The sequence below is a fragment of the Luxibacter massiliensis genome (assembly GCF_900604355.1).
Taxonomy (GTDB): Bacteria; Bacillota; Clostridia; order Lachnospirales; family Lachnospiraceae; genus Luxibacter; species Luxibacter massiliensis.
On sequence record NZ_UWOE01000001.1, the window covers coordinates 1648823 to 1673807 of the forward strand.

23 protein-coding genes are annotated in these 24985 nt (G+C 46.8%); 21 read left to right on the forward strand and 2 right to left on the reverse strand.

The annotated features are described in order from the left end of the window. Window positions 1–94: 94 nt before the first annotated feature. Entirely contained in the window at window positions 95–1150 is a 1056-nt protein-coding gene (locus EFA47_RS07540) for an FUSC family protein (protein WP_122642717.1), read from the reverse strand. Beyond that, entirely contained in the window at window positions 1147–1596 is a 450-nt protein-coding gene (locus EFA47_RS07545; protein ID WP_122642718.1) for a MarR family winged helix-turn-helix transcriptional regulator, read from the reverse strand. The genes EFA47_RS07540 and EFA47_RS07545 overlap by 4 nt, the downstream gene beginning before the upstream one ends. 326 nt (window positions 1597–1922) lie before the next feature. On the opposite strand from EFA47_RS07545, the gene EFA47_RS07550 reads away from it, so the two are divergent. The 21 genes from EFA47_RS07550 (at window position 1923) to EFA47_RS07650 (ending at window position 24985) form a co-directional block, all read left to right on the forward strand. Then, on the forward strand, window positions 1923–2396 hold the full coding sequence (locus EFA47_RS07550) for an NADH-quinone oxidoreductase subunit NuoE family protein (protein ID WP_122642719.1): 474 nt from the start codon (window positions 1923–1925) through the stop codon (window positions 2394–2396). A gap of 111 nt (window positions 2397–2507) precedes the next feature. Continuing rightward, window positions 2508–2792, forward strand: coding sequence for a YabP/YqfC family sporulation protein (locus tag EFA47_RS07555; RefSeq protein WP_122642720.1), 285 nt, complete (start codon window positions 2508–2510; stop codon window positions 2790–2792). A 12-nt stretch (window positions 2793–2804) separates the two neighbouring features. Continuing rightward, entirely contained in the window at window positions 2805–4106 is a 1302-nt protein-coding gene (locus EFA47_RS07560; protein ID WP_206215516.1) for a sporulation protein YqfD, read from the forward strand. Next, entirely contained in the window at window positions 4081–5076 is a 996-nt protein-coding gene (locus EFA47_RS07565; protein ID WP_122642721.1) for a PhoH family protein, read from the forward strand. The genes EFA47_RS07560 and EFA47_RS07565 overlap by 26 nt, the downstream gene beginning before the upstream one ends. Continuing rightward, window positions 5073–5570, forward strand: coding sequence for an rRNA maturation RNase YbeY (gene ybeY, locus EFA47_RS07570; RefSeq protein ID WP_122642722.1), 498 nt, complete (start codon window positions 5073–5075; stop codon window positions 5568–5570). The genes EFA47_RS07565 and ybeY overlap by 4 nt, the downstream gene beginning before the upstream one ends. A 21-nt stretch (window positions 5571–5591) precedes the next feature. Beyond that, on the forward strand, window positions 5592–7274 hold the full coding sequence (locus tag EFA47_RS07575) for a putative polysaccharide biosynthesis protein (protein WP_122642723.1): 1683 nt from the start codon (window positions 5592–5594) through the stop codon (window positions 7272–7274). A gap of 242 nt (window positions 7275–7516) precedes the next feature. Next, the gene (locus tag EFA47_RS07580) at window positions 7517–7879 is read left to right on the forward strand and encodes a hypothetical protein (protein WP_122642724.1); all 363 of its coding nucleotides are present in this window, start codon (window positions 7517–7519) and stop codon (window positions 7877–7879) included. Window positions 7880–8054: 175 nt separating this feature from the next. Continuing rightward, complete coding sequence (locus EFA47_RS07585; RefSeq protein ID WP_122642725.1) at window positions 8055–8276, forward strand: DUF896 domain-containing protein; 222 nt, start codon at window positions 8055–8057, stop codon at window positions 8274–8276. After that, the gene (locus tag EFA47_RS07590) at window positions 8245–8886 is read left to right on the forward strand and encodes a 5-formyltetrahydrofolate cyclo-ligase (protein WP_235853232.1); all 642 of its coding nucleotides are present in this window, start codon (window positions 8245–8247) and stop codon (window positions 8884–8886) included. The genes EFA47_RS07585 and EFA47_RS07590 overlap by 32 nt, the downstream gene beginning before the upstream one ends. After that, entirely contained in the window at window positions 8880–9062 is a 183-nt protein-coding gene (locus tag EFA47_RS07595; protein WP_122642726.1) for a DUF4250 domain-containing protein, read from the forward strand. Before EFA47_RS07590 ends, EFA47_RS07595 begins: the two co-directional genes overlap by 7 nt. Window positions 9063–9322: 260 nt before the next feature. Continuing rightward, a complete protein-coding gene (miaB, locus tag EFA47_RS07600) occupies window positions 9323–10768 on the forward strand; it encodes a tRNA (N6-isopentenyl adenosine(37)-C2)-methylthiotransferase MiaB (RefSeq protein WP_235853324.1) in 1446 nt (481 codons plus the stop codon). Between the two features lie 132 nt (window positions 10769–10900). After that, window positions 10901–12481, forward strand: a complete 1581-nt coding sequence (locus EFA47_RS07605) for a methyl-accepting chemotaxis protein (RefSeq protein WP_122642728.1) — start codon at window positions 10901–10903, stop codon at window positions 12479–12481. A 252-nt stretch (window positions 12482–12733) separates the two neighbouring features. Continuing rightward, window positions 12734–13150 carry a putative ABC transporter permease gene (locus EFA47_RS07610; protein WP_122642729.1) on the forward strand — a complete coding sequence of 139 codons (417 nt, stop codon included), beginning with the start codon at window positions 12734–12736 and terminating at the stop codon, window positions 13148–13150. Window positions 13151–13246: 96 nt separating this feature from the next. Beyond that, entirely contained in the window at window positions 13247–15898 is a 2652-nt protein-coding gene (gene mutS, locus EFA47_RS07615; protein ID WP_330512103.1) for a DNA mismatch repair protein MutS, read from the forward strand. Between the two features lie 80 nt (window positions 15899–15978). After that, complete coding sequence (gene mutL, locus EFA47_RS07620; RefSeq protein WP_122644454.1) at window positions 15979–17970, forward strand: DNA mismatch repair endonuclease MutL; 1992 nt, start codon at window positions 15979–15981, stop codon at window positions 17968–17970. Next, window positions 17971–18942 (forward strand): tRNA (adenosine(37)-N6)-dimethylallyltransferase MiaA, encoded by a 972-nt coding sequence (gene miaA, locus EFA47_RS07625; protein ID WP_122642730.1) that lies wholly within the window; start codon window positions 17971–17973, stop codon window positions 18940–18942. It abuts the gene before it with no gap. After that, window positions 18920–20236 carry a methionine gamma-lyase family protein gene (locus tag EFA47_RS07630; protein WP_330512104.1) on the forward strand — a complete coding sequence of 439 codons (1317 nt, stop codon included), beginning with the start codon at window positions 18920–18922 and terminating at the stop codon, window positions 20234–20236. Before miaA ends, EFA47_RS07630 begins: the two co-directional genes overlap by 23 nt. A 23-nt stretch (window positions 20237–20259) precedes the next feature. After that, window positions 20260–21480 carry a BaiN/RdsA family NAD(P)/FAD-dependent oxidoreductase gene (locus tag EFA47_RS07635; RefSeq protein ID WP_122642731.1) on the forward strand — a complete coding sequence of 407 codons (1221 nt, stop codon included), beginning with the start codon at window positions 20260–20262 and terminating at the stop codon, window positions 21478–21480. A 72-nt stretch (window positions 21481–21552) separates the two neighbouring features. Next, window positions 21553–23142, forward strand: a complete 1590-nt coding sequence (locus tag EFA47_RS07640) for an NAD(P)/FAD-dependent oxidoreductase (protein ID WP_122644456.1) — start codon at window positions 21553–21555, stop codon at window positions 23140–23142. 97 nt (window positions 23143–23239) lie between these two features. After that, the gene (radC, locus tag EFA47_RS07645; protein ID WP_122642732.1) at window positions 23240–23947 is read left to right on the forward strand and encodes a RadC family protein; all 708 of its coding nucleotides are present in this window, start codon (window positions 23240–23242) and stop codon (window positions 23945–23947) included. A gap of 15 nt (window positions 23948–23962) precedes the next feature. Beyond that, window positions 23963–24985, forward strand: a complete 1023-nt coding sequence (locus tag EFA47_RS07650; protein WP_122642733.1) for a rod shape-determining protein — start codon at window positions 23963–23965, stop codon at window positions 24983–24985.

Below are 24985 nucleotides of genomic sequence, written 5' to 3' on the forward strand. Positions count from 1 at the left end.
CTACAAAGGCTTTACACCCCTTGAATCTGGGGTGTAAAGCCTTTTTTCCTATCTTTGGTTTATACATAGGCAACGAACTCTCTTTGCCAGGGGATCAGGCCGGTTGGCGTACAGACTGCAGTTTATGGCGGACATGTTCCCAGAGAATATTAAAACCAATACAGTAAAAGGTAGCCATAAGATTTGCCGCAATACGTATCAAAACGGCTGGATACAGGCCGAAAAGGTCTGTGGCAATGATAAGCGCCCCCAGGACATTGAATATATTCTGAAAAGAATATTTGGCGGAAAACCCGACTCCAATACCACCCAGGATCCCCAGGAAGGGATGCAGGTTTTTAGGAAGGGCATGGTACAGGAGGATAAACAACAGGCACCCTGCTATATTAAAAGGAGCACGCCTCAGCTCCCTGTATGTACAGTCTGTGATAAAGGGAGCCATAATGGACATACAGGCAATCCCAACCCACATGGCCCTTGGAAGTCCCATGCATGTGGTGAGCAGCATGGCGGATGAGGTGGCCAGGCTGATTCTAAGCTGCCATTGGGATCTGGAAGAATGTAGATGGAATTCCTCTAGTAAATGGAAAAAACCTCTTCTGAAATGATGATTTCTGTGCCTGATCCAGTAGACTGCGGCACAGATCATGTATCCCAACAGCAGCGCTTTCAGACGGCAGATATAAGAATTGCCTGTGACAGGGTAGCCAAAGAGAAGGAGATATCCCAGTACAAAAGTGAAATGGTTGCACATAATAATATTATGGCATCCAAGTAATGTGATGGCGAAAATGGAGAGAAGGTGTACTAAAAATGCGGGGAAAGGAGACAAAAGGCTGGCTGCCATAGGACTGACACATAGAATGGCAAAAAGCAGGAACAGGGCCAGCATGCTTCCAGGCATATTCATTCCAAAGTCAGACTGCCTTACAAGTAGTAGGATAAGAAGCACCACAACTCCAGCGATGCTGTTTTCGCTGCCAAACAACAAGCTGAAGCAAGTTACAAATACAAAGCAGAAGGCGACTGTGAGAATGACCTTTAGGAGATAGACAAAACCCCATTTCACGGATTCTCTGCGGGAATGGCTGTTTTTAATTAAACTTTTGGAACCCGCTGCGTTTAGCTGCATTGCCTGATATATTGTCATTTGCTTTCCCTCCCTTTAAAATTGGCATTTGCCAGGGAAATCAGCCTGAGCAACTCTTGGGACTGCTCCTTCCCAAGTGCTTCCTCAAGCAGTTTTACTGGCTCTGCATAATAGAAATATACAGATTTTAAGATATCCGCCCCTTTTGGCGTAAGGCGCAGGCAGTAGCTGCGCCCGTCTTCCGGACAGGGCACTTTTTCAATGACGCCTTTCTGAGACATGTGGTCTACAAGGCGGCTCACTGCGGATTTACTGATGCCCATATTTTGGCTTAAATGAAGCGGACTGATATCCTGGCTTAGCGCCATACAAAATAAGGCACTGATTTCCTGGGCAGAGTAGGGGGCGCCTTTTTTAGCCTTCTTTATGTACAAGCTGGAAAAAAGGCGGATTTCTTCGGCTGTTTTCATTGTCTGAATCCAGTTTTCATCTGATTTGTCTGTCATAGTTCTCTCCTAATATAGTTTACAATGTGAACTATATGAAACTATATCAGGGAATTTTCCCCTTGTCAAGAATCAGTTTTCCATGTATGCTTTCCAGAGTAAGTTATTTTTAAAAATTGAACATACTAAATATACGATTATATATAAATATCCTCCAGCCGTAGAAGTGAAGGACCTGGTATAAGGTTATGCGGGGCATCAAACTAGCAGACATGCACGCATCGGGGGATTAATCCCCGCGGCAGCCGCCATCTGGATATGTAAGCATATCCTCTGGGCCGTTGCCCGCGGGAATAAATAATAGAAATAGGGAGACAGCATATAAGATGGAAGAACAGGGAAAAACAGAACGAATAGAAGAAATTTTTGCAGCCCACAGAGAAAAAAGTGACAGAGCCAATCAGGAGGCTATTGTGGAAATGCTAAGAAAGCTCCAGGATGAACAGGGATATCTTACTGCAGAACTGCAGGAAAGGGCAGCCTCAGCTGCCGGAGTAAAAGTAACTGTTATCCAGGTGCTGGTCCGCATGTATCCTACATTAAAGGCCGCCCCTTACCAGCATGAAATCATACTGTGTACTGGTAAGAGCTGTATGGACAGAGGGGCCCAGGGAACACTTGCGTATTTGAAGAAAAGGCTTAAAATTCAAAGGAGTGGGCTATCACAGGATAAGAAAATATTTTTAAGGACCCGGTGCTGCTTAAAACATTGCCAGACAGGCCCCAATGTTTTCATTGATGGAAAGCTGTACACAGGGAAAACCGGGGAGGAACTTCTGGAAATTATAAGGGCGTTGTAAATTCAAAGTCCAGAGGAGGGGTGGGCTGTGCTCTTTTTAGGGCATAAAAAACATAGGACAAAAATGCTGCACATATACTATAAATAAAGGGCGTATGTGTGGCATTTCTATATGAACAGAGCATTAGAAAATGAAAGACTAAAGGAAAAGCTGGCATCTGCCGCGAGTATGCCAAAAGATGTGGTTCTCGGAGCAGCCGTGGTCACGATTATCGGTACAGGGGAAATGTGTATAGAAAATTACCGTGGGATTATAGAATATACGGATGTCCTGATCCGTGTACAGACCAAAGAATGCCAGATTAAGTTACAGGGAAAAAACCTTCAGATAGAATATTATACCAATGATGAGATGAAGATAACAGGCAGAATTTGTTCACTAGAATATTGTAAGTGAGGTAAAAGGGCTTTGATTCATTCAATCATCCGGTACATACATGGATATGTAAAAGTCCGGGTAGAGGGATACTCTCCCGAGCGGTTTCTGAATCTATGCAGACACCATCAAATTTACATCTGGGGGCTGACTCCCTGTGGCAACGCGTATGAGATGTATATGAGCCTGAAAGGTTTCAGGAGACTGAGGCCTATTGTCAGGAAGACACATACCAAGGTTCTGCTGATAGAGCGTGAAGGCCTACCTTTTTTTATACAAAAGTACAGAAGGCGGAAGCTGTTTTTTATCAGCTTTATTTTGTGCCTGTGCCTGCTTTACCTGTATTCCAGTTTTATATGGGACATTCATTTCGAGGGAAACGAAAAGTGGACGAATGAGACGCTGCTGGAATTTTTGGAGACAAAAGGCGTGACTGCCCATATGCAGAAACGGCAGGTGGATTGTGGGCAGATCGTAAAAGATATCCGGAAAGAATATGACGATATTGTATGGGTGTCCGCTTCCATAGATGGGAGCAGGCTGCGGATTCAGATCAAAGAAAATGAGGATACTTTCCGCGATGAAGGGCAGGAGGAGAAGGCCAAAGGCCAGACAGCCGATTCTGAGCCGGATAAAGAAACCGCCCAGGAAATACATCCCACAGACTTGGTTGCAGAGAAGGATGGCGTGATTACAAGTATAATTACACGAAGCGGCGTCCCACTGGTACATGAGGGAGATACAGTTTCAAAAGGCGACATTCTGGTTTCGGGCAGAATCGAGGTGCTCAACGATGCAGGGGAGGTGACTGGATACCAATACCAGAAATCAGATGCAGATATTTTTGCGGATACCCAGATGAATTACGAGGATACAATCAGTACAAAATATAAGGAGAAGCATTATCAGAAGTCCCAAAGAAGAGTGTACTATGTGAAAATAGGCGCTTGGACAATTTCAGCAGGCACTCTTAAAAATGAATATAAAGAATGGGAAATGTATACAAGTGAAAGGCAGCTGAAGCTGGGGGAGAGCCTGTATCTTCCGCTTTCCTATGGGAGTAAAATTGTGAAATCTTATACATCAGAAGAAAAAAAGCATACAAAAAAAGAACTTCAGACAGAATTGAGTGAAAACTTTAAACAATTTTCTCAGGAATTACAGGAAAAAGGTATTCAAATTCAGGAAAATAGTGTTAAAATACACATAGACCAAAATTCGGCTTCTGCAAAAGGCATATTATATTTGAATGAGCGGATCACGAAGGAAGCGGACACTGAAATAATTGAGATAGAAAGGAACGAACAGGATGAGTCTGTCAGAACTGATGATTGACATACCGGCCGAGCACGAAAAAAATGTATTTGGCCAGTTTGACGCATATGCAAAAAAGCTGGAACGAACGTTCAGGGTAACTCTGCTGGCCCGTGACGGGGCGACTAAGATACTGGGGGAGGGCGAAGCTGCAAACAAGGCGCGGCGCGTACTGGAGCAGCTGACAGAGCTTTCCAGGCGCGGCAATGCCATCACAGAGCAGAATGTGGACTATGCGATCTCCCTTGTTTTTGATGGACAGGAAGAAGGAATTGTGGAGATTGACAAAGAATTGATCTGCCATACTCTCCAGGGTAAGCCAATCAAACCAAAGACCTTCGGGCAGAAACGGTATGTGGATGCTATCAGGAAACAGATGATTACGTTTGGCCTTGGCCCTGCAGGGACGGGGAAGACATATCTTGCCATGGCTATGGCCATCACCGCATTTAAAAATAATGAGGTAGGCCGGATCATCCTGACCCGCCCGGCAATAGAGGCCGGGGAGAAGCTGGGATTTCTGCCGGGGGATCTGCAGAGCAAGATCGATCCATATCTGCGCCCGCTGTACGACGCCCTGTATCAGATCATGGGGGCTGAAAGTTTTATCAAAAATACTGAGAAGGGACTGATTGAAGTGGCGCCCCTGGCATATATGAGAGGGCGTACTCTGGACAATGCCTTTATTATACTGGATGAGGCACAGAATACGACCCCTGCCCAGATGAAAATGTTTCTGACTCGTATCGGCTTTGGGTCCAAGGTAGTCATAACAGGCGATTCCACCCAGAAGGATTTGCCCTCAGGGGCAGTGTCGGGACTGGATGTAGCGGTAAATGTGGTGAAAAATATAGAGGATATCAGTATCTGTACTCTGACCAGCAAAGATGTTGTGAGACATCCTTTGGTGCAGAAGATTGTCAAAGCGTATGACGAATACGAGAAAAAAACTACAAAAACGAAAGGTAACAGTAAGAGGAGAAGATCATGAGTCTTTATATGGAAGAAGAAGGAGCAGTAAAACTGCCCTTTGATGTGGAGGAGACAGCGGAGCTGGTAATAGAAGCATCCCTGGAATATGAGGGATGCCCATATGAGGCTGAGATTAATTTGCTGCTTACGACAAATGAAGATATCCGGGAGATGAACCAGATGTTCAGGCAGATAGATAAAGCCACAGATGTACTTTCTTTTCCTTTGCTGGAATTTGGGCAGCCTGGGGACTTTGCTTTTACTAAAGAGCAGGAACAGGACAGTTTTAATCCTGAGTCAGGGGAACTCATGCTGGGTGATATCGTGATTTCGAAAGAGAAAGTCCTGGCACAGGCAGAAGCGTATGGCCATTCCCCGTTAAGGGAGTATGCTTTTTTGATTGCCCACAGTATGCTGCATTTGTTTGGTTATGACCATATGGATGAGGACGAGCGTATAGTGATGGAACAAAAACAGAGAGAAATCCTGGAAAACATTCAGATACTGCGGTAGCTTGGCAGACGGAGGAAACTTATGGCTGAGACACATAGGAATAGAAGAAGAAAACCAAAAGATGATTTCCTGATGCAGGGGGCAATTCTGGCTATCGCAGGAGTCATTACCAAGATTATCGGCGTGGTTTACAGAATCCCGCTCACGAATATTCTGGGAGATGAAGGGAATGGGTTTTATGGCTATGCTTTTGAGGTATATGCGACAGCCTTGATCCTATCCTCTTTGAGCCTTCCAACGGCCGTATCTAAGCTGGTATCAGCTAGGATGGCCATGCGGCAGAGAAGAAATGCATTCAGGGTCTTTGTATGTTCCCTGTTTTTTTCTCTTATAACTGGTGCTGTGTTTGCCCTGATTATCTTTTTTGGGGCGGATGGCATTTCCACACATTTGATGGAATCTCCGCTGAGCGCCTATGCGCTGAAGGTGCTTGCGCCGGGGTTGTTTATTGTCTCCCTTTTGGGGGTACTCAGAGGTTACTTCCAAGGATTAGGCACCATGGTGCCCACAGCCGTGTCCCAGGTCATTGAACAGATCATAAATGCAGCAGTAAGCCTGATTGGGGCCAGCATTTTATTTGGCATTGGTGTGAAGGCGGCTGAATCTAAAAAAATAGATCTCCTTGGGCCTGCCTATGGCGCAGCAGGGGGAACACTGGGGACTGTGGCAGGCGCTTTGTTTGCCTTAATTTTCCTTTTGTTTTCATTCTGGGCCTACAGAGGCACCATACGCCGGCAGATACGTTCAGACCATACGCGGCGGCAGGAGAGTTATGGGAGGCTGCTGAAAATCCTTCTTCTGACCATTGTCCCGGTTATTTTCAGTACAGCTATCTATAATATCAATCAAATTTTGGACATGACTATTTTTAATAAAATTATGGCTGCCCAGGGACTGGCTGAGGAAGAGTATATGGCTCTTCTGGGAATCTACACCGGAAAATATAATACATTGATTAATGTTCCCATGGCCATGGCAAATGGGTTGGCCGCATCTGTCATACCCAGCCTGACAGCGGCGGTAGCAGTCAACAACAGACAGCAGATACATGACAAGATCAACCAGTCAGTGCGTTTTACTATGCTGATTGCAATCCCCTGTTTTGTAGGGTTTGTGGTATTAGCCTCACCACTGATGGTGCTGCTTTACAATGATTCCAGCCGTACGCCGGCAATGCTTCTGGCCACCGGCGCTGTTACCTTAGTGTTCTACTGCTGGGCTACAGTGTCCAACTCCATACTTCAGGGACTGGACAAGATATCAAGTCCGGCTAAAAATGCGGGAATCTCTTTGGTAATACATATTGCCGCGCTTTTGATCATGCTGGTCGTGTTTAAATGGAATATTTATGCTTTGGTAGGCAGCAATATTGTATTTGCCCTTTGTATGTGCGTGCTGAATGTGAGGGATATACAGAAAGCCAGCGGATACAGGCTTGAGATCGGGAAAACTTTCATCCGGCCGCTGATAGCTGCAGGGATTATGGGAGTTGTGACCTATGCCGTCCATCTGGTCATGGACTTAGTCATCGGCGGACGGTTTGCCGCCACAGCAATTTCAATCTTATTCGCTGTGGTAGTATATGGAGTCAGCGTACTAAAGCTGGGGACACTTTCGGATAGAGATATTATGGACCTGCCCCAGGGAAGGAAGATTCTCCGCCTGTGCAGAAGGTTCCACCTTTTGCCGCGCAGCGAGGAATAGGGCATCCCCTAATGCATGCCCGAAGGGCGGTATTGTAGCTACGCTACAATATAATGTATACCCAAAGGGCATCCCCTAATACATGCCCAAAGGGCGGGATTGCAGCTGCACTACAATATAATGTATACCCAAAGGGCATCCCCCAATGCATGCCCGAAGGGCGGTATTGTAGCTACGCTACAATATAATGTATAAAATGCTAAAAATAGCCAATACTGTATGAAAAAAGGAGTTGGATCCTTATGAAGGCAAAATACTGTATTGGCTTTTTTGTTGGTGTTTTTTTAGTTGTATCGGCACTGGGCATTGGCTATCAGATAAGTTATCAGCATGTGATGGAGAAGCAGGCGGCTCAGGCAAAGACTGCGGAACAGGAAAACAAAAGCGTTACGACAAAGGGCAGTGCAACGAAAAATGAAGGATATTATATCTGTGAGCTCCATGGATATGTAGTGGTATATTTGAATGATAAAACTACAATCTATGAGGTGACAAATATTCCTGTATCTGACCTGCCCCAGGAAGTACAAGATGAACTTAGGAACGGAAAGTATGTGGAGAAGGAAGAAGAATTATATGCTTTTCTGGAAAATTATTCCAGTTAGGGTATACCTTATTGGACAAAGTCCACCCACCCGAAGGGCGTGTATTGCGGGGTGCCCGGATGGGTATACGATTTGAGAGTACACTGGCCTGCCAGTTTCTTAAAACTGAAAGTGGACGAAACTTGACAAATGGTGTAAGATAGGTGGTGCAGATTACAAACAGCGCGGAGGGAATATGGACGGACAAAAGATTAAAAGAATCAATGAGTTATATAGGAAATCAAAGGCTGAGGGACTGACGGAGGACGAGCGTACAGAGCAAAAAATCTTGCGCCAGGAATATATAGATTCTTTCAGGCGTAACCTGCGCAGCCAGCTTGACAGAATTGATATCGAGGAAAAGGATGGGTCAATTGTGAATCTGGGTGAGAAATTTGGGAACAAAAAAGGAAATTAGACAGCTGGGGATGCGCAGCAGGGCGGGGATACCCCCTGAAAAGAGACAAGCTTTTAGTCTTGAGATACAGAAAAAAGTGGCAGAACACCCTTTTTACCTTGAGGCAGAAGAAATTTACTGTTATGTTGCTTTTAGGGATGAGGTTTCCACCTCTTTTTTGTTGGAAACTTCATGGGAAATGGGGAAAAAGGTGGCGGTGCCCAAAGTTTTTGTGGATAAACCATCCCGATCCCACCAGGCTGGCACTGATCACTTACTTAGACCAGGGACGGAGGCCAAATTAAAGGTGCAGCCTTCCATGGAATTCTATTATATAAACCGTATGGAGGAGCTGTCAGGCGGGTATAACGGCATTCTGGAGCCAAGAGATACCCGGCATCCGGCGGAGGGAAATCATGTCCTCGTCATCATGCCAGGTTTGGCTTTTGACCCCCATGGGGGCAGAATCGGGTATGGCGGCGGTTTTTATGATGCCTACTTGCGGCGCCATCCTCATTACAGGCGGATGGCACTGGCATATTCTGCACAGTGTTTCCCTGAGGTTTTCCAGGAACCTTGGGATATAAGGCCTGAATGGATTATCACAGAAAAGGAGACATACATATGCTGACAGGACTTCCGGCTGACCCGGTTATTTTATTGAGTGTAGTAAATACGAAGCTCAGAGATTACTATGATACACTAAATGCATTGTGTGAAGATATGGATGTGGCAAAAGAGGAGCTAGTCTTAAAGCTTGGCAGCATTGGATATGAGTATGATAGTCAGGCAAACCAATTTATCTGACTTTTATTCCCGCAGGCAACCAGCTAGGCAGACATGTATATGTCCGGCTGGCGGCTGCCGCGAGGGCCTGATACTCTGGGGCCTGCGTCGCTGCTAGTTTGACGCCCAGTATGTTTGCAGCGGGTTCTCTTTTACATACCCATTCAGGCATATTGAATCCATGGACAATACGAAGAGATTCAATATGCCTGTAGGATAAGGGACGGAAAATTAAGCAAAAGAAATATATGAAAGCAGAAGATGGAGAAAAATACATAGTGATGAAAGAATTTGATTATACTAAAATGGATCTGACAGAAGAAGCGCCTGCCCGGGAACCGGACAGGCAGTACTACTTTATGGCAAAGGCAAGGGAATACTTGAAAAAAGAGTCAGAAGAGGCGGGAAGGCCGTTAACTTTCTGCGTTACTACATTTGGATGCCAGATGAATGCCAGGGATTCGGAAAAACTGACAGGAATCCTGGAGCAGGTCGGCTATGTGGAAGAGCCAGACGAAGAGAAAGCAGATTTTGTCATATACAATACTTGTACTGTGCGGGAAAATGCAAACCAAAGAGTGTATGGCAGGCTGGGGCAGCTGGGGAAAGCCAAAAAATCCAATCCCCATATGCGTATTGGACTGTGCGGCTGCATGATGCAGGAATCTGCGGTAGTTGAAAAACTCAAAAAAAGCTACCGCTTTGTGGATTTGATTTTTGGAACCCACAATATCTATAAATTTGCGGAGTTAATAGCCACACGGATGGAATCAGGGCGCATGGTAATCGATATATGGAAGGATACAGATAAGATTGTGGAAGATCTCCCCAGTGAGCGGAAGTATTCTTTTAAATCTGGTGTAAATATTATGTTTGGCTGCAATAATTTCTGCAGTTACTGTATTGTTCCCTATGTCCGGGGGAGAGAGAGGAGCCGGAACCCGGGAGATATTCTTAAAGAAATCAGGCATCTTGCCGGCGACGGCGTAGTGGAGGTCATGCTGCTTGGGCAAAATGTCAATTCCTACGGAAAGACATTGGACCATCCCATAAATTTCGCGCAGCTTTTACAGGAAGTTGAAAAAATAGACGGCATTGAAAGGATCCGTTTTATGACATCACATCCAAAAGACCTGTCGGATGAACTGATAAAAGTCATGAAACATTCCAGCAAAATATGCAGGCACCTCCATCTTCCAGTACAGTCAGGAAGCACACGGATACTGGAAAAAATGAACCGCAGATATACAAAGGAGCAGTATCTGAACCTGGTAGATAAGATTAAAAAGGCCATCCCAGATATTTCATTGACTACTGATATTATAGTTGGGTTCCCTGGGGAGACTGAGGAGGACTTCTTAGACACATTGGATGTAGTGCGAAAGGTGCGCTATGACAGCGCATTTACCTTTATTTATTCAAAACGCAGCGGTACCCCTGCAGCAGCCATGGAAGAGCAGGTTCCCGATAAAGTGGTCAAGGAAAGGTTTCATCGGCTGCTGGGTGAAGTCCAGGATATTTCCAGCGAAGTCTGCGGTGTACACACGTATACAATACAAAAAGTGCTTGTGGAAGCAGTGAATGACCATGACAGTTCCCTGGTGACTGGCAGGATGAGCAACAATCTGCTTGTACATTTCCCAGGGGGAGGCAATTTGATTGGCCAGTTTGTAAAAGTGAAGCTTCTGGAATGCCGCGGGTTTTATTATCTTGGAGAGAGGGTTTAATTGTGCAGGGCGCGGCATACCATAGGTAAAAACAGAATTTAGCTGCAGGAAATTAGAAGTCAGATTGACAAAAAATACCTTTGGGATTATAATAACAGTAATTGTTACTAAAAAATAAGGAGGAAATGCGACATGCAGATAAGGAAAGTAGTCTACAGCATCTTAGCATGGCTTCTGGTATTGGGCCTGGCAGGGGCATTAACCATGTTTATGATGCTGGATTCTAACAGAGTCCATGGACGTGTTGTAAATTACAGCGGCATGGTCCGCGGCGGGGCACAGAGGATTGCGAAACTTCATCTTTTGAATGAGCCAGTGGATGATGCCATTGCAGGCCTGGAAAAGAATATAGAGGGCCTGATTGAAGGGAATGAAGAATTAGGGCTTCCGGAGGCAAAGGATCAGGAATTCCGTGAAGCCATGGAGGCAGTCCGTACATATTGGGAGGACGAACTGAAGCAGGAGATGATCCATGCGGAGGGAGAGCATAATCTTCAGAGCCTGTTTGAAAAAAGTGAACAGTTTTTTGAGCTGACAAACGTGGCGGTAGATGCGGCAGAGGCATCTTCTGTACAGGGAATTAACCGCATGAAAGTGGCGGCAGTCATTACATTTTTAGTAAATCTGGTATGTATCGTGATTATTGGAGTGATTATCAGCCGGAAGATTCTGCGTCCCCTTAGATATCTGGAGAGAGGAGTGGCCCAGGTATCCCAGGGAGACTTATCCGCCCAGATCGAGTATGAATCGAAAGATGAATTAGGCGCCCTGGCAGAGAGCATGCGCCATATGATTCAGAATCTGCGCCAGTATATCCAGGATATCCAGTTTAAGCTTCAGGAGCTTTCCAAGGGAAATTTAAACCTGGAGGTAAATTCAGATTTCCAGGGAGATTTCGTTACAATTGAAGAATCCATGGAACGGATTATAACATCATTGAATGAAACAATGAATGGAATTGGGGAAAGTGCGGAACAGGTGGCGGCAAGCTCCGCCCAGCTTGCATCCAGTATCCAGCTGACCGCAGAAGGGTCTGCCGAAGAGGCCCAGTCCATGGAAAAACTTACGTACACAATCACGGATATTTCCAACCAGGTTGGCCATACAGCGGACAATGCTGCCCACGCAGGAAATATGGTACAGAATGTATGTGAGCAGATCGAGCGCTGTGGGGCGGAGATGCAGCATATGGTGACGGCCATGGAGCATATCTCCAAAAGTTCAGAGGGCATTGAAAAGATTACAAAAACTATCCAGGATATATCTTTCCAGACCAATATCCTGGCTTTAAATGCGGCAGTGGAGGCCGCCCGTGCCGGAGAAGCGGGGAAAGGTTTTGCAATCGTGGCAGATGAAGTGCGGGAACTGGCAAATAAGAGCGGGGAATCTGTTAAAAGTACAGAAGCCTTGGTTCGGGAAACTATGACAGCAGTGAAAAACGGGACAGAAACAGCCGGGCAGACCGCGGAACTTTTAAAAGAGGTTGTAACCATGGCACAGGAAGTTACAGGCGCCGTTGATTCTATTACAGGGGCAACAGCAGAACAGTCCAGATCTATTGAAGATGTGATGGAAGGCATCCGGAAGATTACAGGGGTGGTACAGTCAAACAGCGCCACCACCGAAGAAAGTGCGGCTTCTGGCGAGGAAGTATCTGGCCAGGCACAGATTTTAAAAGGATTGGTAGGCCATTTCCAGCTCAAAAAAGCCTGACGCTTCATTTTTGTGGTGACGGCCATTTTTCTGGAATATTACAACATAGAGGCCAAAGTGTGGCTGGGACATCTGTGGAAGTCCGATACCCTGATGCTTGCCTCGCAGTATTTGACCCCGCGGCAGCCGCCAACTGGACATGTCCGCTTGGCCCGCTGCCCGGGAGAATAAAATAACAAATAAATACCAGCTATATTTTATGTAAAAGCGTCCAGACTATATATAACATCTATATAGGAGGGCGCTTTATCTGTGAAAAAATTGAGTGAATATCTGCTTCTCTGGGCCCTGGGAGGTACGATTTATTATACATTTGAAGTTGTGTTTAGGGGATTTTCCCACTGGTCTATGTTTTTGCTGGGCGGGTTCTGCCTTGTGTTTTTTGCACAGCAGGGCCTGTGGGTAAAGTGGGAGGATCCCCTTTGGATACAGGTGGTACGGTGTGTTCTTTTCGTGACAGCAGGAGAATTTATCACAGGCATCATTGTCAACAAATGGCTTGGCTGGAATGTGTGGGATTACTCAGACCAGCCTTTGCAGCTGTTTGGACAGATATGCGCGCCTTTTGCAGTCATATTTTCAGGACTGTGCGTCCTTGGCCTGTTTTTATCTGCCTATCTGCTTTACTGGCTATATGGAGAAGAAAAACCTCGTTTCCATGTATTATAAGGGATCCCGGGAAGGGACGGAAAAATTCTCTTTCACAACTTTTCAAAAAATGCTATACTATATGAGGAAATTTGGAATACGAAAGGAAGAAAAAGCGTGGCAGAATTAACTCCAATGATGCAGCAGTATGTGGATACAAAGTCCCAATACCCGGACTGTATTTTATTTTATAGACTAGGCGATTTTTATGAGATGTTTTTTGAGGATGCCATAACAGCATCCAAAGAACTGGAAATTACATTGACAGGAAAGAGCTGCGGCCTTGATGAGCGCGCCCCCATGTGCGGCGTTCCCTACCACGCCGTGGAGAGTTATCTGAACAGGCTTGTCAAAAAGGGGTATAAAGTGGCTATCTGTGAGCAGATGGAAGATCCAAAGCTGACAAAAGGTTTGGTCAAAAGGGATGTAGTCCGCATCGTGACACCAGGGACAAACCTGGATACCAAATCGCTGGATGAGTCAAAAAATAACTATTTGATGTGCATTGTCTACATAGCTGACAGATATGGGGTTTCTGTGGCAGATATTACGACTGGGGATTACTTTGTGACAGAGCTGTCTGACGGGACAGGACTGCTGGACGAAATATATAGGTTTATGCCGTCCGAGATTATATGCAATGAATCTTTTTATATGAGCGGACTGGACTTAGAGGATCTGAGGGGGCGGCTGGGAATTACGGTCTATACTCTGGAACCATGGTATTTTGACGATGCCATATGTAAAAAGAAGCTGCTGGAGCATTTTCATGTATCTGCCTTTGCAGGGCTGGGACTGCAGGATTATGACTGCGGGATCATCAGTGCAGGCGCACTTCTGGCGTATCTGCTGGAAACCCAGAAGAATTCCCTCTCACATCTGACCCACATTACACCCTATACAACTGGAAAATATATGATGCTGGACAGCTCCACGAGAAGGAACCTGGAGCTGTGTGAGACTCTTCGGGAGAAACAAAAGAGAGGATCACTTCTGTGGGTCCTGGATAAAACAAAGACTGCAATGGGAGCCAGGATGCTCCGCAAATTTGTAGAACAGCCGCTTATTGAAAAAGATGAAATAGAGAGCCGCCTGGATGCGGTGGAGGAGTTGAAGGACGGAGCTATCCTACGGGAGGAAATCAGGGAGTACCTGTCCCCGGTTTACGACTTGGAGCGGCTGATAACCAGGATTACATACGGCTCGGCCAATCCGAGGGATCTGACGGCTTTCAAGACCTCCTTAGAAATGCTCCCCCATATTCACTGTATACTGGAAGAGCTGGAAAGTCCTCTGCTTACAGATATCCGAGGCCAGCTGGATCCCCTGGAGGACCTATATACACTTGTACATAATGCAATTATTGACGACCCTCCGCTGGCTATGAAAGAGGGAGGCATTATCCGCAATGGCTACAATGAGGAGGTAGATACCCTGAGAAATGCCAAGGCTGACGGCAAGGACTGGCTGGCGAAGCTGGAGGAGAAAGAGCGGGAGACCACAGGCATTAAGAATCTGAAAATCAAATACAATAAAGTATTTGGCTACTATCTGGAGGTTACAAACTCTTATAAAAATATGGTGCCTGATTATTATACAAGAAAACAGACACTGGCCAACGCTGAGAGATACATAACTCCAGAATTAAAAGAACTGGAGGACACGATTCTGGGAGCCGAGGACAAGCTCTATGCTCTGGAATATGAGCTGTACAGTACAGTGAGGAATACGATAGCTTCCCAGGTGGAGAGAATCCAAAAAACAGCCAGGGCCATAGCCTCCCTGGATGTTTTTGCTTCTTTGGCCCTGGTGGCGGAGCGCAACCGCTATGTGCGGCCCCAAATAAATACCCAGGGGGTTATGGATATTAAAGACGGTCGTCATCCGGTGGTGGAAAAGATGATCCCTCATGATATGTTTATTCCGAATGATACATACTTGGATGACAAAAAACACCGTGTTTCTATTATAACAGGGCCTAATATGGCCGGGAAATCTACTTATATGAGACAGGCGGCCTTAATTGTGCTGATGGCACAGATGGGATCATTTGTCCCCGCCGCCGAGGCCAACATAGGACTGGCGGACCGGATTTTTACAAGAGTAGGGGCTTCCGACGACCTGGCGTCAGGGCAGAGTACATTTATGGTGGAAATGACAGAGGTGGCCAATATTCTGCGCAATGCCACAAATAGAAGCCTTTTAATTCTGGATGAAATCGGGAGGGGTACCAGCACATTTGACGGGCTCTCTATCGCCTGGGCTGTGGTAGAATATATTTCTGATACAAAACTTTTGGGGGCAAAGACATTGTTTGCCACCCATTATCATGAGCTGACAGAACTGGAGGGCAAAATTGAGAATGTAAATAATTATTGTATTGCGGTCAAGGAAAAGGGAGATGATATTGTTTTCCTCCGTAAAATCGTGAAAGGCGGCGCAGATAAAAGCTACGGGATTCAGGTGGCCAAGCTGGCCGGAGTCCCGGACCTTGTCATTGGCCGTGCAAAAGAAATCGTAGAAGAGCTGAGCAATGAGGATATAACAACCAGGGTCAGTGAAATTGCCGCGAAGGAACAGGCGGGCAGGAAAAAAAACAGGCCTAAAAAATATGATGAAGTGGATATTGCACAGATGTCTTTGTTTGACACAGTGAAGGATGACGATGTACTTGAAGAGCTGAAAAATATAGATGTAGCAAACTTAACGCCGGTGGATGCCCTTAATATGGTATACCGGCTTCAGAATAAGCTGAAAAACCGATGGTAGGGCAGGGGATCAGATCCCTGCTGATAAAGCCTGTCCTTTCTCAGGAATGGCCAGGCCCTGTGATAGAAGGAGAGATTTTTATGCCGCATATTCAGGTGTTGGATCAAATTACAATTGATAAAATTGCTGCCGGGGAGGTCATTGAACGTCCGGCGTCTATTGTAAAGGAGCTGGCAGAAAACGCCGTTGACGCAAAAGCCACCTCTGTGGTGGTGGAAATCAAAGAGGGAGGTATTTCTTTTATCCGGATCACGGACAATGGGAGCGGGATTCCCAGAGAGGACGTCCCCTATGCCTTCCTGCGCCATTCCACCAGCAAAATCCGTAGTGTGGATGATCTGGTGCATGTAGGTTCCCTGGGGTTTCGCGGGGAGGCGCTCTCCAGTATTGCAGCGGTGACAAAGGCTGAGCTGATGACAAAAACAAGGGACGAGGATATGGGGACACGTTATGTAATAGAAGGCGGGCAGGAATTGTCTATAGACGAGGCCGGAACGCCTGACGGGACGACTTTTTTGATTAGGCAGCTTTTTTATAATGTGCCTGCAAGAAGGAAGTTTTTGAAAACTCCCATGACAGAGGCAGGGCATATACAGGATCTTCTCATGAGGCTTGCCCTTTCTCACCCTGAGGTATCTTTCCAATTGATAAACAATGGGCAGGAGAAGCTGCGGACATCCGGAAACGGAAGGCTTAAGGACGTTATTTATAATATATATGGAAGAGAGGCGGCAGCCAGCTTAATTGAAATAGATTATGAGGCAGGGGGTATGAGAATTACAGGGTATCTGGGAAAACCTGCAATCAGCCGGGGCAATAGAAATTTTGAGAATTTTTTTGTGAATGGCAGATATGTGAAAAGCGCTATGCTGTCAAAAGCGGTGGAAGATGGCTACAGGGATTTCGTCATGCAGCATAAATTCCCTTTTGTCGTACTGCATTTCCAGATGGATGGGGAGGATATCGATATTAACGTACATCCCACTAAGATGGAGCTGCGCTTTAAGAGACAGCAGGAAGTATACAATACAGTTTTTGAAGGTGTACACAGGACATTGCAGGAGCCGGAGCTGATTCCCGTGGTGGATGTGCCTGACCCTCCCCTCAATATACAGGCCCGGCAGAGTCCTTTTTTGCTAAAACCCAGGACAGATGCACTTTTGCCCAGCGATCAAGAGAAAGGGGCAAAAGGGGTGGCAGAAGCATCTGAACCTAAAGAGAGGGACGAGGAATATTTTCTGGAAAAGATGAAAGAACGGGTACTGGCTTACCACAACCGTACTTCTGCCGCAGAGGTGTCCGACACAGGCAAGATTGGCCGCCCTGGGATACAGGTGGACAAAATCCGGCAGGCGGCTGAGAAGTATAAATCTAAAGAGATACAGGCAGAAGCACAGCAAATTGTGCGGGAGACAGGCAGTTATGAGGCAAAAATGCCAGAGCCTGCCCAGATAAACCTGTTTCAGGATAATCTTCTCAGGCGGGACACCAGGGCAGAATACAAATTAATTGGGCAGGTATTTGATACATACTGGCTTGTGGAATATGAGGAAAGCCTGTATATTATAGACCAACATGCCGCCCATGAGCGTGTACTGTATGAGAGGACCTTGGAAGAAATGAAAACCAGGGACTTTACCTCCCAATATTTAAGTCCCCCTATTATATTAAGCCTTTCCATGCAGGAGGCTGAGATTCTCAGAGAAAACAAGGAGAGTTTTGACAGGATCGGATTCGAGATAGAACCTTTTGGGGGCGGAGAGTACGCGGTGCGGGCCGTGCCGGATAATTTGTTTTGCATTGCCAAAAAAGAACTTCTTATGGAAATGCTGGACGGCCTTGCAGACGGCATTTCCACCTCTATGGCCCCAGAGCTGGTGGATGAGAAAATAGCCTCCCTCTCATGTAAGGCGGCCGTAAAGGGAAATAGCAGGCTGTCGGCTATGGAGGTGGACAGCCTGATTGGGGAACTGCTTACATTGGAGAACCCTTACCATTGCCCACACGGAAGGCCTACGATTATCGCCATGACCAGGCGGGAAATGGAAAAGAAATTTAAGAGGATTGTATAAATGAAAAAACCGCTGATTATTTTGGCCGGGCCTACTGCAGCCGGCAAAACAAAAACATCTATCAGCCTTGCCAGGGCTGTGGGAGGGGAGATAATTTCTGCTGATTCTATGCAGGTGTATAGGCATATGGATATTGGATCGGCCAAGATCCGCCCTAGGGAGATGGAGGGGATCCCCCACCATCTTATAGATGTGCTGGACCCAGAAGAGGAATTTCATGTAGTACGGTTCCAGCAGATGGCAAAACAGGCTGCCCGGGAGATTTTAAGCAGAGGGAAAATCCCGATTGTTGTAGGAGGGACAGGATTTTATATTCAGGCCCTTCTATATGACATTGATTTTACGGAAAATGAAGAAGGCCGGGCCTGCAGGGAGCGTCTGGCAGCGCTGGCGGCAAAAGAAGGCGCGGCTGCCCTGCACCAAATGCTTTATCAGGTGGATCCCAAAGCGGCAGAGGACATCCATGAAAATAATATAAAACGTGTCATCAGGGCATTGGAATTTTACCAACTGACGGGGAAGAGAATCTCTCAGCATAACGAGGAAGAGAAGAAAAAGGAGTCTCCCTATAACTTCGCTTATTTTGTACTTAGTGACGACAGAGACAGGCTGTATCAGAGGATAGGCTTAAGGGTGGACAAGATGCTCTCAGAAGGGCTGGTAGAGGAGGTAAGGGCGTTGAAGGACAGAGGCCTTGGGAGGAATATGGTTTCCATGCAGGGATTGGGATATAAGGAAATCCTGGCTTTCCTGGACGGGGAGATGAGCCTGGATGAAGCTGTCTATATTCTGAAGAGAGACACGCGGCACTTTGCCAAAAGGCAGCTTACTTGGTTTAGACGGGAGAGGGACGTGATCTGGCTGAACCAGGGAGACTTTGGCTATCATGAGGAAGAGCTGTTAGAGAGAATGCTCTCAGAGCTCAAAGACCGCAGAATTATAGGAGAGAATGGAGAAATATATGGAGCTTGAGATGAATCAGATATATGAAAAACTGGGTATTAAGGAGGAAGTGCTTTTGCTTGGCCGACAGGTGGAAGCCGAACTGGCCCCCCGTTTTAAGAAATTTGATGAGACAGCTGAGTACAACCAGCTGAAGGTAATCCATGCCATGCAAAAGAACCGCGTCAGTGAAGGGTGTTTCCAGTATGCCAGCGGCTATGGTTACAATGACCCTGGAAGGGATACTCTGGAGGCGGTCTATGCAAGTACATTCCACACAGAGGCAGCTCTTGTGCGGCCGCAGATTACATGCGGCACACATGCCCTGGCCCTGGCCCTGTCAGCGAACCTGCGCCCCGGGGATGAACTTTTGTCCCCTGTAGGCAGGCCATATGATACTTTAGAGGAGGTCATCGGCATCCGCCAGTCAAAGGGTTCACTGGCGGAATACGGGATCACATACAGGCAGGTGGAGCTTCTGGAGGATGGATATTTTAACTATCCGGCTATTGCCGGGGCGATCCATGAAAAAACAAAGCTTGTGACTATCCAGCGCTCTAAAGGATATCAGACACGCCCCAGCTATTCCGTGGAAAAGATCGGGGAGCTCATTGCGTTTATCAAAGGCATAAAACCAGATATTATTTGTATGGTGGACAACTGTTATGGAGAATTTGTGGAAATATATGAACCAAGCGACGTAGGGGCAGATATGGTTGTAGGCTCCCTGATCAAAAACCCAGGCGGCGGGTTGGCTCCCATTGGCGGCTATATTGCCGGGCGCCAGGATTTAATAGAAAACTGCGCATACCGCCTGACTTCACCAGGGCTGGGAAAGGAAGTAGGGGCCTCCCTGGGGGTAATGCAGTCCTTTTACCAGGGTTTTTTCCTGGCGCCCACGGTGGTGTGCAGTGCATTAAAAAGCGCCGTGTTTGCAGCAAATATATATGAACGCCTGGGGTTTGGCGTAATCCCTGGGGGGCATGAATCCAGGCACGACATTATCCAGGCGGTGGAGCTTGGATCTGCGGAGGGAGTCATTGCTTTTTGTAAAGGAATCCAGTCTGCCGCCCCGGTGGACAGCTATGTAAGTCCAGAACCATGGGCCATGCCAGGTTACGACAGCGATGTGATCATGGCAGCCGGGGCTTTCGTCCAAGGTTCCTCCATAGAGCTGAGTGCAGACGGCCCCATCAAACCTCCTTATGCCGTATACTTTCAGGGCGGACTGACCTGGCCCCATGGAAAACTGGGAATCTTAAAATCTTTGCAGAGCATGGCTGACGCAGGGGTGGTTTCCCTTGATATGCTGTCCGCCCGGTAAAGATAGAGGAGGTAAGAAAAAGTATGCAGAAAATTGCAGTGATAGGAGGAGGGCCATCGGGAATGATGGCAGCTATAACGGCTGCCCAGGCAGGCGCAGAGGTATTGATCCTGGAACAGAAGGAAAAGTTGGGTAAAAAGCTGCTCTCAACAGGTAATGGGAGATGTAATTTTACCAACCTGCACCAGGAACCAATCTGCTACCATTGTGAGGACACGACATTCCCATGGAGAATTGTAGAAAAATTTAATGTACAGCAGACTGTCTCTTTTTTTCTCAGCCTCGGTGTCTATTCCCGCAACAGGAACGGATATTTATATCCCCAGTCAGACCAGGCCAGCGCTGTTTTAGAGGTGCTTCGGCTGGAGGCTGAAAGGCTGGGTGTTAAGATACAGACATCTGTCAGGTGTACAGAAATCCTTCCTTCTAAAAAGGGATTTCAAATCTATACAGACAGAGGGACTGTCCGGGCCGGCAAAGTAGTCTTATCTGCGGGATCCAAGGCCGCGCCTGCCCTGGGATCAGATGGAAGCGGCTATACTATGGCCAGGCGCCTGGGGCATACGCTTGTCCCCGTGCTTCCGGCACTGGTACAGTTAAGGTGCAGAGAGACATTTTATAAAAAAATCGCAGGAGTCAGGGCAAATGGAAGCGTATCTGTCTATATAGACGGGGCCCTCCAGGCAAGGGATCAGGGCGAGATTCAGCTGACAGACTATGGGATTTCAGGGATCCCTGTATTTCAGGTAAGCAGATATGCATCCATCGGCCTTTTTCAAAAAAAACAGGTTACGGCTGTTTTAAATTTCATGCCTGACTTTACAAAAGAACAGTTTACTGCATTTTTAAAGAGGCGCATAGAGGAGAGGCCAGAGAAAAAAATGGAGGATTTTTTCACCGGACTTTTTCACCAGAAGCTTTCTGCCTTGTGGCTGCATATCGCCCATGTGGATGGGAAAAAGCAGGCGGGAGCCTGTTCAGATCAAGAAATAGAAGGGATGGCTAAGGCTATCTGTTCCCTTGAAACAAAGATACAGGCAGCCAATCCTTTTGAAAAAGCACAGGTTTGCAGAGGCGGTGTTGCCACAGAGGAGGTCTGCCCTGAAACATTAGAGTCCCTGCGTATCCCGGGACTATATTTTGCAGGTGAAATCCTGGATGTGGATGGACTCTGCGGAGGATATAACCTTCAGTGGGCCTGGTCCAGCGGATATGTAGCAGGAAAGGCCGCCGCAGGTTCCTGATGGCTGCCGGCGCTTATGATACAAGGGGGAGGTTCCCCGGAAAGGATAGGGGATGTCCCCTTAGTCACAATTATGCTTAGAATTAACCAATTAAAACTTCATCCCGGCCATACATCAGAAGAGATGGAGCACAAGATTTGTACCTTTCTCCATATAAAAAGAGAAAGCCTGCAGAGTTATCGGATTATAAAACAATCTGTGGATGCACGTAAAAAACCGGAGGTTTTTTTATCATACGTTATCGATGTAAAAATAAAGCAGGAAGAGGCTGTTTTTAGAAGAATGAAAAAACAGGTTCAGAAGGCAGAAGAAAAAAAATACCATCTTGTGCGTTGTGGAGGGCAGAGAATGCCGGGCAGGGCCATCATCGCAGGCAGTGGGCCGGCTGGTTTATTCTGCGCTTACCTGCTTGCAGAAAGAGGGTTCAGGCCCCTTGTTTTAGAGCGGGGAAAATGCGTAGAGCAGAGGCGGCAGGATGTGGAAGCCTTTTGGAGGGAGGGGTCTCTGGACCCAGATTCTAATGTACAGTTTGGTGAGGGCGGAGCGGGAACTTTTTCCGACGGCAAGCTCAATACACTGGTCAAAGATCCTGCTGGAAGGAGCCGTTTTGTATTGGAGACATTTGTGCGCCATGGGGCGCCGGAGAGTATCCTGTATGAACAGAAACCACATATCGGGACAGATGTTTTATCAGACGTAGTCAGAAATATGCGCCAAAGTATCCAGGGTATGGGCGGGGAGGTCCGGTTCATGAGCCAGGTGACAGATATCGGACTGTCAGAGGATACATGCTCCCTGCGCTCTGTCATAGTAAATGGGCAGGAGGAAATCCCCGCCGGCCTGTTAGTCCTTGCAATTGGGCACAGCGCCAGGGATACTTTTGAAATGCTTTCCAAAAGGGCCCTTGAAATGCAGGCTAAATCCTTTGCCGTGGGAGTGAGGATAGAGCATCCACAGTCCATGATAACAAAGTGCCAATATGGCAGAGAGGAATATCCGGGACTTCCAGCTGCATCCTACAAGCTGGCAAAGCAGCTGGCCAATGGGAGGGGAGCCTATACATTCTGCATGTGTCCCGGCGGATATGTAGTCAATGCATCCTCCGAGAAAGGCCGCCTTGCCGTCAACGGCATGAGTTATCATGCAAGGGACGGCGTCAATGCCAACAGTGCAGTGATTGTCACGGTCACTCCAAAAGATTACGGAGAGGGGCATCCCCTTGCTGGGGTTAAGTTCCAGCAGGATTTGGAAGAGCGGGCCTTCAGGCAGGGAGGGGGACGTATCCCTGTGCAGTGCTTCGGTGATTTCTGCCGCAATGAGCCAATGAAAAGCCTGGGAGGGATTTTGCCACAGATGAAGGGAACCTATGCACTGGCGAATGTCAGGGACATTTTTCCAGATAATATTGCAGAGTCCCTGGAGCAGGGGATTTTGGCCATGGACAAAAAAATACCAGGTTTTGCAAGGGCAGACGCAGTACTGTCCGGGGTAGAGAGCAGGACTTCTTCCCCTGTCCGGCTGCCTAGAAACCAGGAATTTGAAAGTAACATAAGAGGGATTTATCCTTGCGGCGAGGGGGCAGGATATGCTGGCGGGATTACCTCGGCGGCAATGGACGGGATGAAAACAGCAGAGGCAGTTATCCAGAAATACAGGCCTTAGAAAGTGACTTCACAAAAAATTAAGAATGCAGACCCTATACATGATTTTTAATTTATGCTAAAATAAATCATTGTATTGTGTTATCGGCAGTCCCTGTATGAAGTTGAAAGAAAAACAAAATACGATCAAGGAACTGCTTGAGGAAGAGAGGCCTTATGAAAAATGTGAGAGGTTTGGGGCGAGTAATTTGACGAATATTGAATTACTGGCTGTTTTGTTGCGTACAGGAACAAGGGGGGAGAGTTCCCTTAAACTGGCGGAGAAGATTCTATATCCCATATTTTCACAGGAAGGCATACTAAATATACATCACTGGACTATGGAACAGCTGCTCCAGGTAAAAGGGATCGGAAAGGTAAAGGCAGTCCAGATCCTCTGCCTATCGGAGCTTTCCAAAAGGCTGTCCAAGGCAACCGCGCAGGCGGGGCTTAGTTTCAGTACACCAGCCTCTATTGCCCGGTATTATATGGAAGATATGAGGCACCAACGGCAGGAGGCCATGAAGCTTTTGCTTCTAAATACAAAGACAAGATTAATTGGAGAGACAAATATATCCAAAGGGACTGTCAATGCAGCAGTTATCTCACCGAGAGAGTTATTTGTGGAGGCCCTGCAGAAAAATGCGGTTTCTATTATCCTGCTCCACAATCATCCCAGCGGGGATCCTACCCCCAGCAAGGAAGATGTTCTAATTACTAAAAGAATCAGGGATGCAGGAGACTTGATAGGCATCGAACTTTTGGACCATATTATTATAGGAAATAACTGCTATATCAGCTTGAGGGAAAAGGGATTTATAAGATAGGGGAAGGTTTTTAATATGGCCAGAAATGTGTATGGGTTAGATCTGGGGACATATGAAATAAAGGTATATGACAAGAAGAAGGATACAGTCTGGAAAGAAAAAAATGTCATTGCCATGCAGGATAAAAAGTATATTTTCTCTGTAGGCGATAAAGCCTATGAAATGTACGAGAAAGCACCTGGCAACATTCAGGTTGTGTTTCCTATGCAGAATGGCGTAATCGCACATTTTGACGATATGCAGTATCTGCTGCAGAGCCTTCTGAAAATGGATAAACAGTTTTCCAGGGGGGCAGAGTATGTGATCGCCGTGCCTACCGATGTCACGGAGGTAGAGAAGAAGGCGTTTTATGACCTGGTTTTCCATTCTACGGCAAAGGCAAAATCTGTCCGTATAGTGGAGCGGGGAATTGCAGATGCTGTTGGCATGGGCCTGGATATCTGGAAAGAGAAGGGGGTTTTTATTGCCAACTTTGGAGGGGAGACTACAGAGCTCTCAATCCTGGCATCAGGCGGTATGGTATTAAACCGCCTTGTCAAAATAGGGGGCGTCCATTTTGACACTGCCATTGCCAACCTTGTCAGGCACAATAAGGACTTTCTCATTGGACGTTTGACGGCAGAGACGCTCAGGCGTGAGTTTGGAGTCTTTGAACAGAAAGCAGACACCTCCATGATAGCTGCAGGGAGGGACCTGATCACAGGCGTGCCCCAGCAGAGAAGTATTCCCATTGGGATTGTCAGGGCAGCCATGAAGGAACCTCTTGAAGAGTGTGTCCGCTCTATAAAAACTATGCTGGACCGTTCTCCCCCTGATGTGCGCAGGGCCATTGACATAAATGGCATCTGCCTGACAGGAGGGCTGGCCAATTTGAGGGGACTGTCTACATATCTGGAGGAAATTATTGGCCTGCCGGTAAAGACAGTAAAAAATCCAGAACTCTGTGCTGTGGCCGGACTGAAGAAGATTATTTTGAATAAAGAATATAGAAAGCTGACATATTCCATGTTAGATGAAGATTATAGGTGGCTTAGATAG

Coding starts and splice junctions, on each gene's coding strand:
- EFA47_RS07540 (WP_122642717.1), bottom strand. CDS start 1,150: ATGACAATATATCAGGCAATGCAGCTAAACGCAGCGGGTTCCAAAAGT.
- EFA47_RS07545 (WP_122642718.1), bottom strand. CDS start 1,596: ATGACAGACAAATCAGATGAAAACTGGATTCAGACAATGAAAACAGCC.
- EFA47_RS07550 (WP_122642719.1), top strand. CDS start 1,923: ATGGAAGAACAGGGAAAAACAGAACGAATAGAAGAAATTTTTGCAGCC.
- EFA47_RS07555 (WP_122642720.1), top strand. CDS start 2,508: ATGAACAGAGCATTAGAAAATGAAAGACTAAAGGAAAAGCTGGCATCT.
- EFA47_RS07565 (WP_122642721.1), top strand. CDS start 4,081: ATGAGTCTGTCAGAACTGATGATTGACATACCGGCCGAGCACGAAAAA.
- ybeY (WP_122642722.1), top strand. CDS start 5,073: ATGAGTCTTTATATGGAAGAAGAAGGAGCAGTAAAACTGCCCTTTGAT.
- EFA47_RS07575 (WP_122642723.1), top strand. CDS start 5,592: ATGGCTGAGACACATAGGAATAGAAGAAGAAAACCAAAAGATGATTTC.
- EFA47_RS07580 (WP_122642724.1), top strand. CDS start 7,517: ATGAAGGCAAAATACTGTATTGGCTTTTTTGTTGGTGTTTTTTTAGTT.
- EFA47_RS07585 (WP_122642725.1), top strand. CDS start 8,055: ATGGACGGACAAAAGATTAAAAGAATCAATGAGTTATATAGGAAATCA.
- EFA47_RS07595 (WP_122642726.1), top strand. CDS start 8,880: ATGCTGACAGGACTTCCGGCTGACCCGGTTATTTTATTGAGTGTAGTA.
- miaB (WP_235853324.1), top strand. CDS start 9,323: ATGAAAGAATTTGATTATACTAAAATGGATCTGACAGAAGAAGCGCCT.
- EFA47_RS07605 (WP_122642728.1), top strand. CDS start 10,901: ATGCAGATAAGGAAAGTAGTCTACAGCATCTTAGCATGGCTTCTGGTA.
- mutL (WP_122644454.1), top strand. CDS start 15,979: ATGCCGCATATTCAGGTGTTGGATCAAATTACAATTGATAAAATTGCT.
- miaA (WP_122642730.1), top strand. CDS start 17,971: ATGAAAAAACCGCTGATTATTTTGGCCGGGCCTACTGCAGCCGGCAAA.
- EFA47_RS07630 (WP_330512104.1), top strand. CDS start 18,920: ATGGAGAAATATATGGAGCTTGAGATGAATCAGATATATGAAAAACTG.
- EFA47_RS07635 (WP_122642731.1), top strand. CDS start 20,260: ATGCAGAAAATTGCAGTGATAGGAGGAGGGCCATCGGGAATGATGGCA.
- EFA47_RS07640 (WP_122644456.1), top strand. CDS start 21,553: ATGCTTAGAATTAACCAATTAAAACTTCATCCCGGCCATACATCAGAA.
- radC (WP_122642732.1), top strand. CDS start 23,240: ATGAAGTTGAAAGAAAAACAAAATACGATCAAGGAACTGCTTGAGGAA.
- EFA47_RS07650 (WP_122642733.1), top strand. CDS start 23,963: ATGGCCAGAAATGTGTATGGGTTAGATCTGGGGACATATGAAATAAAG.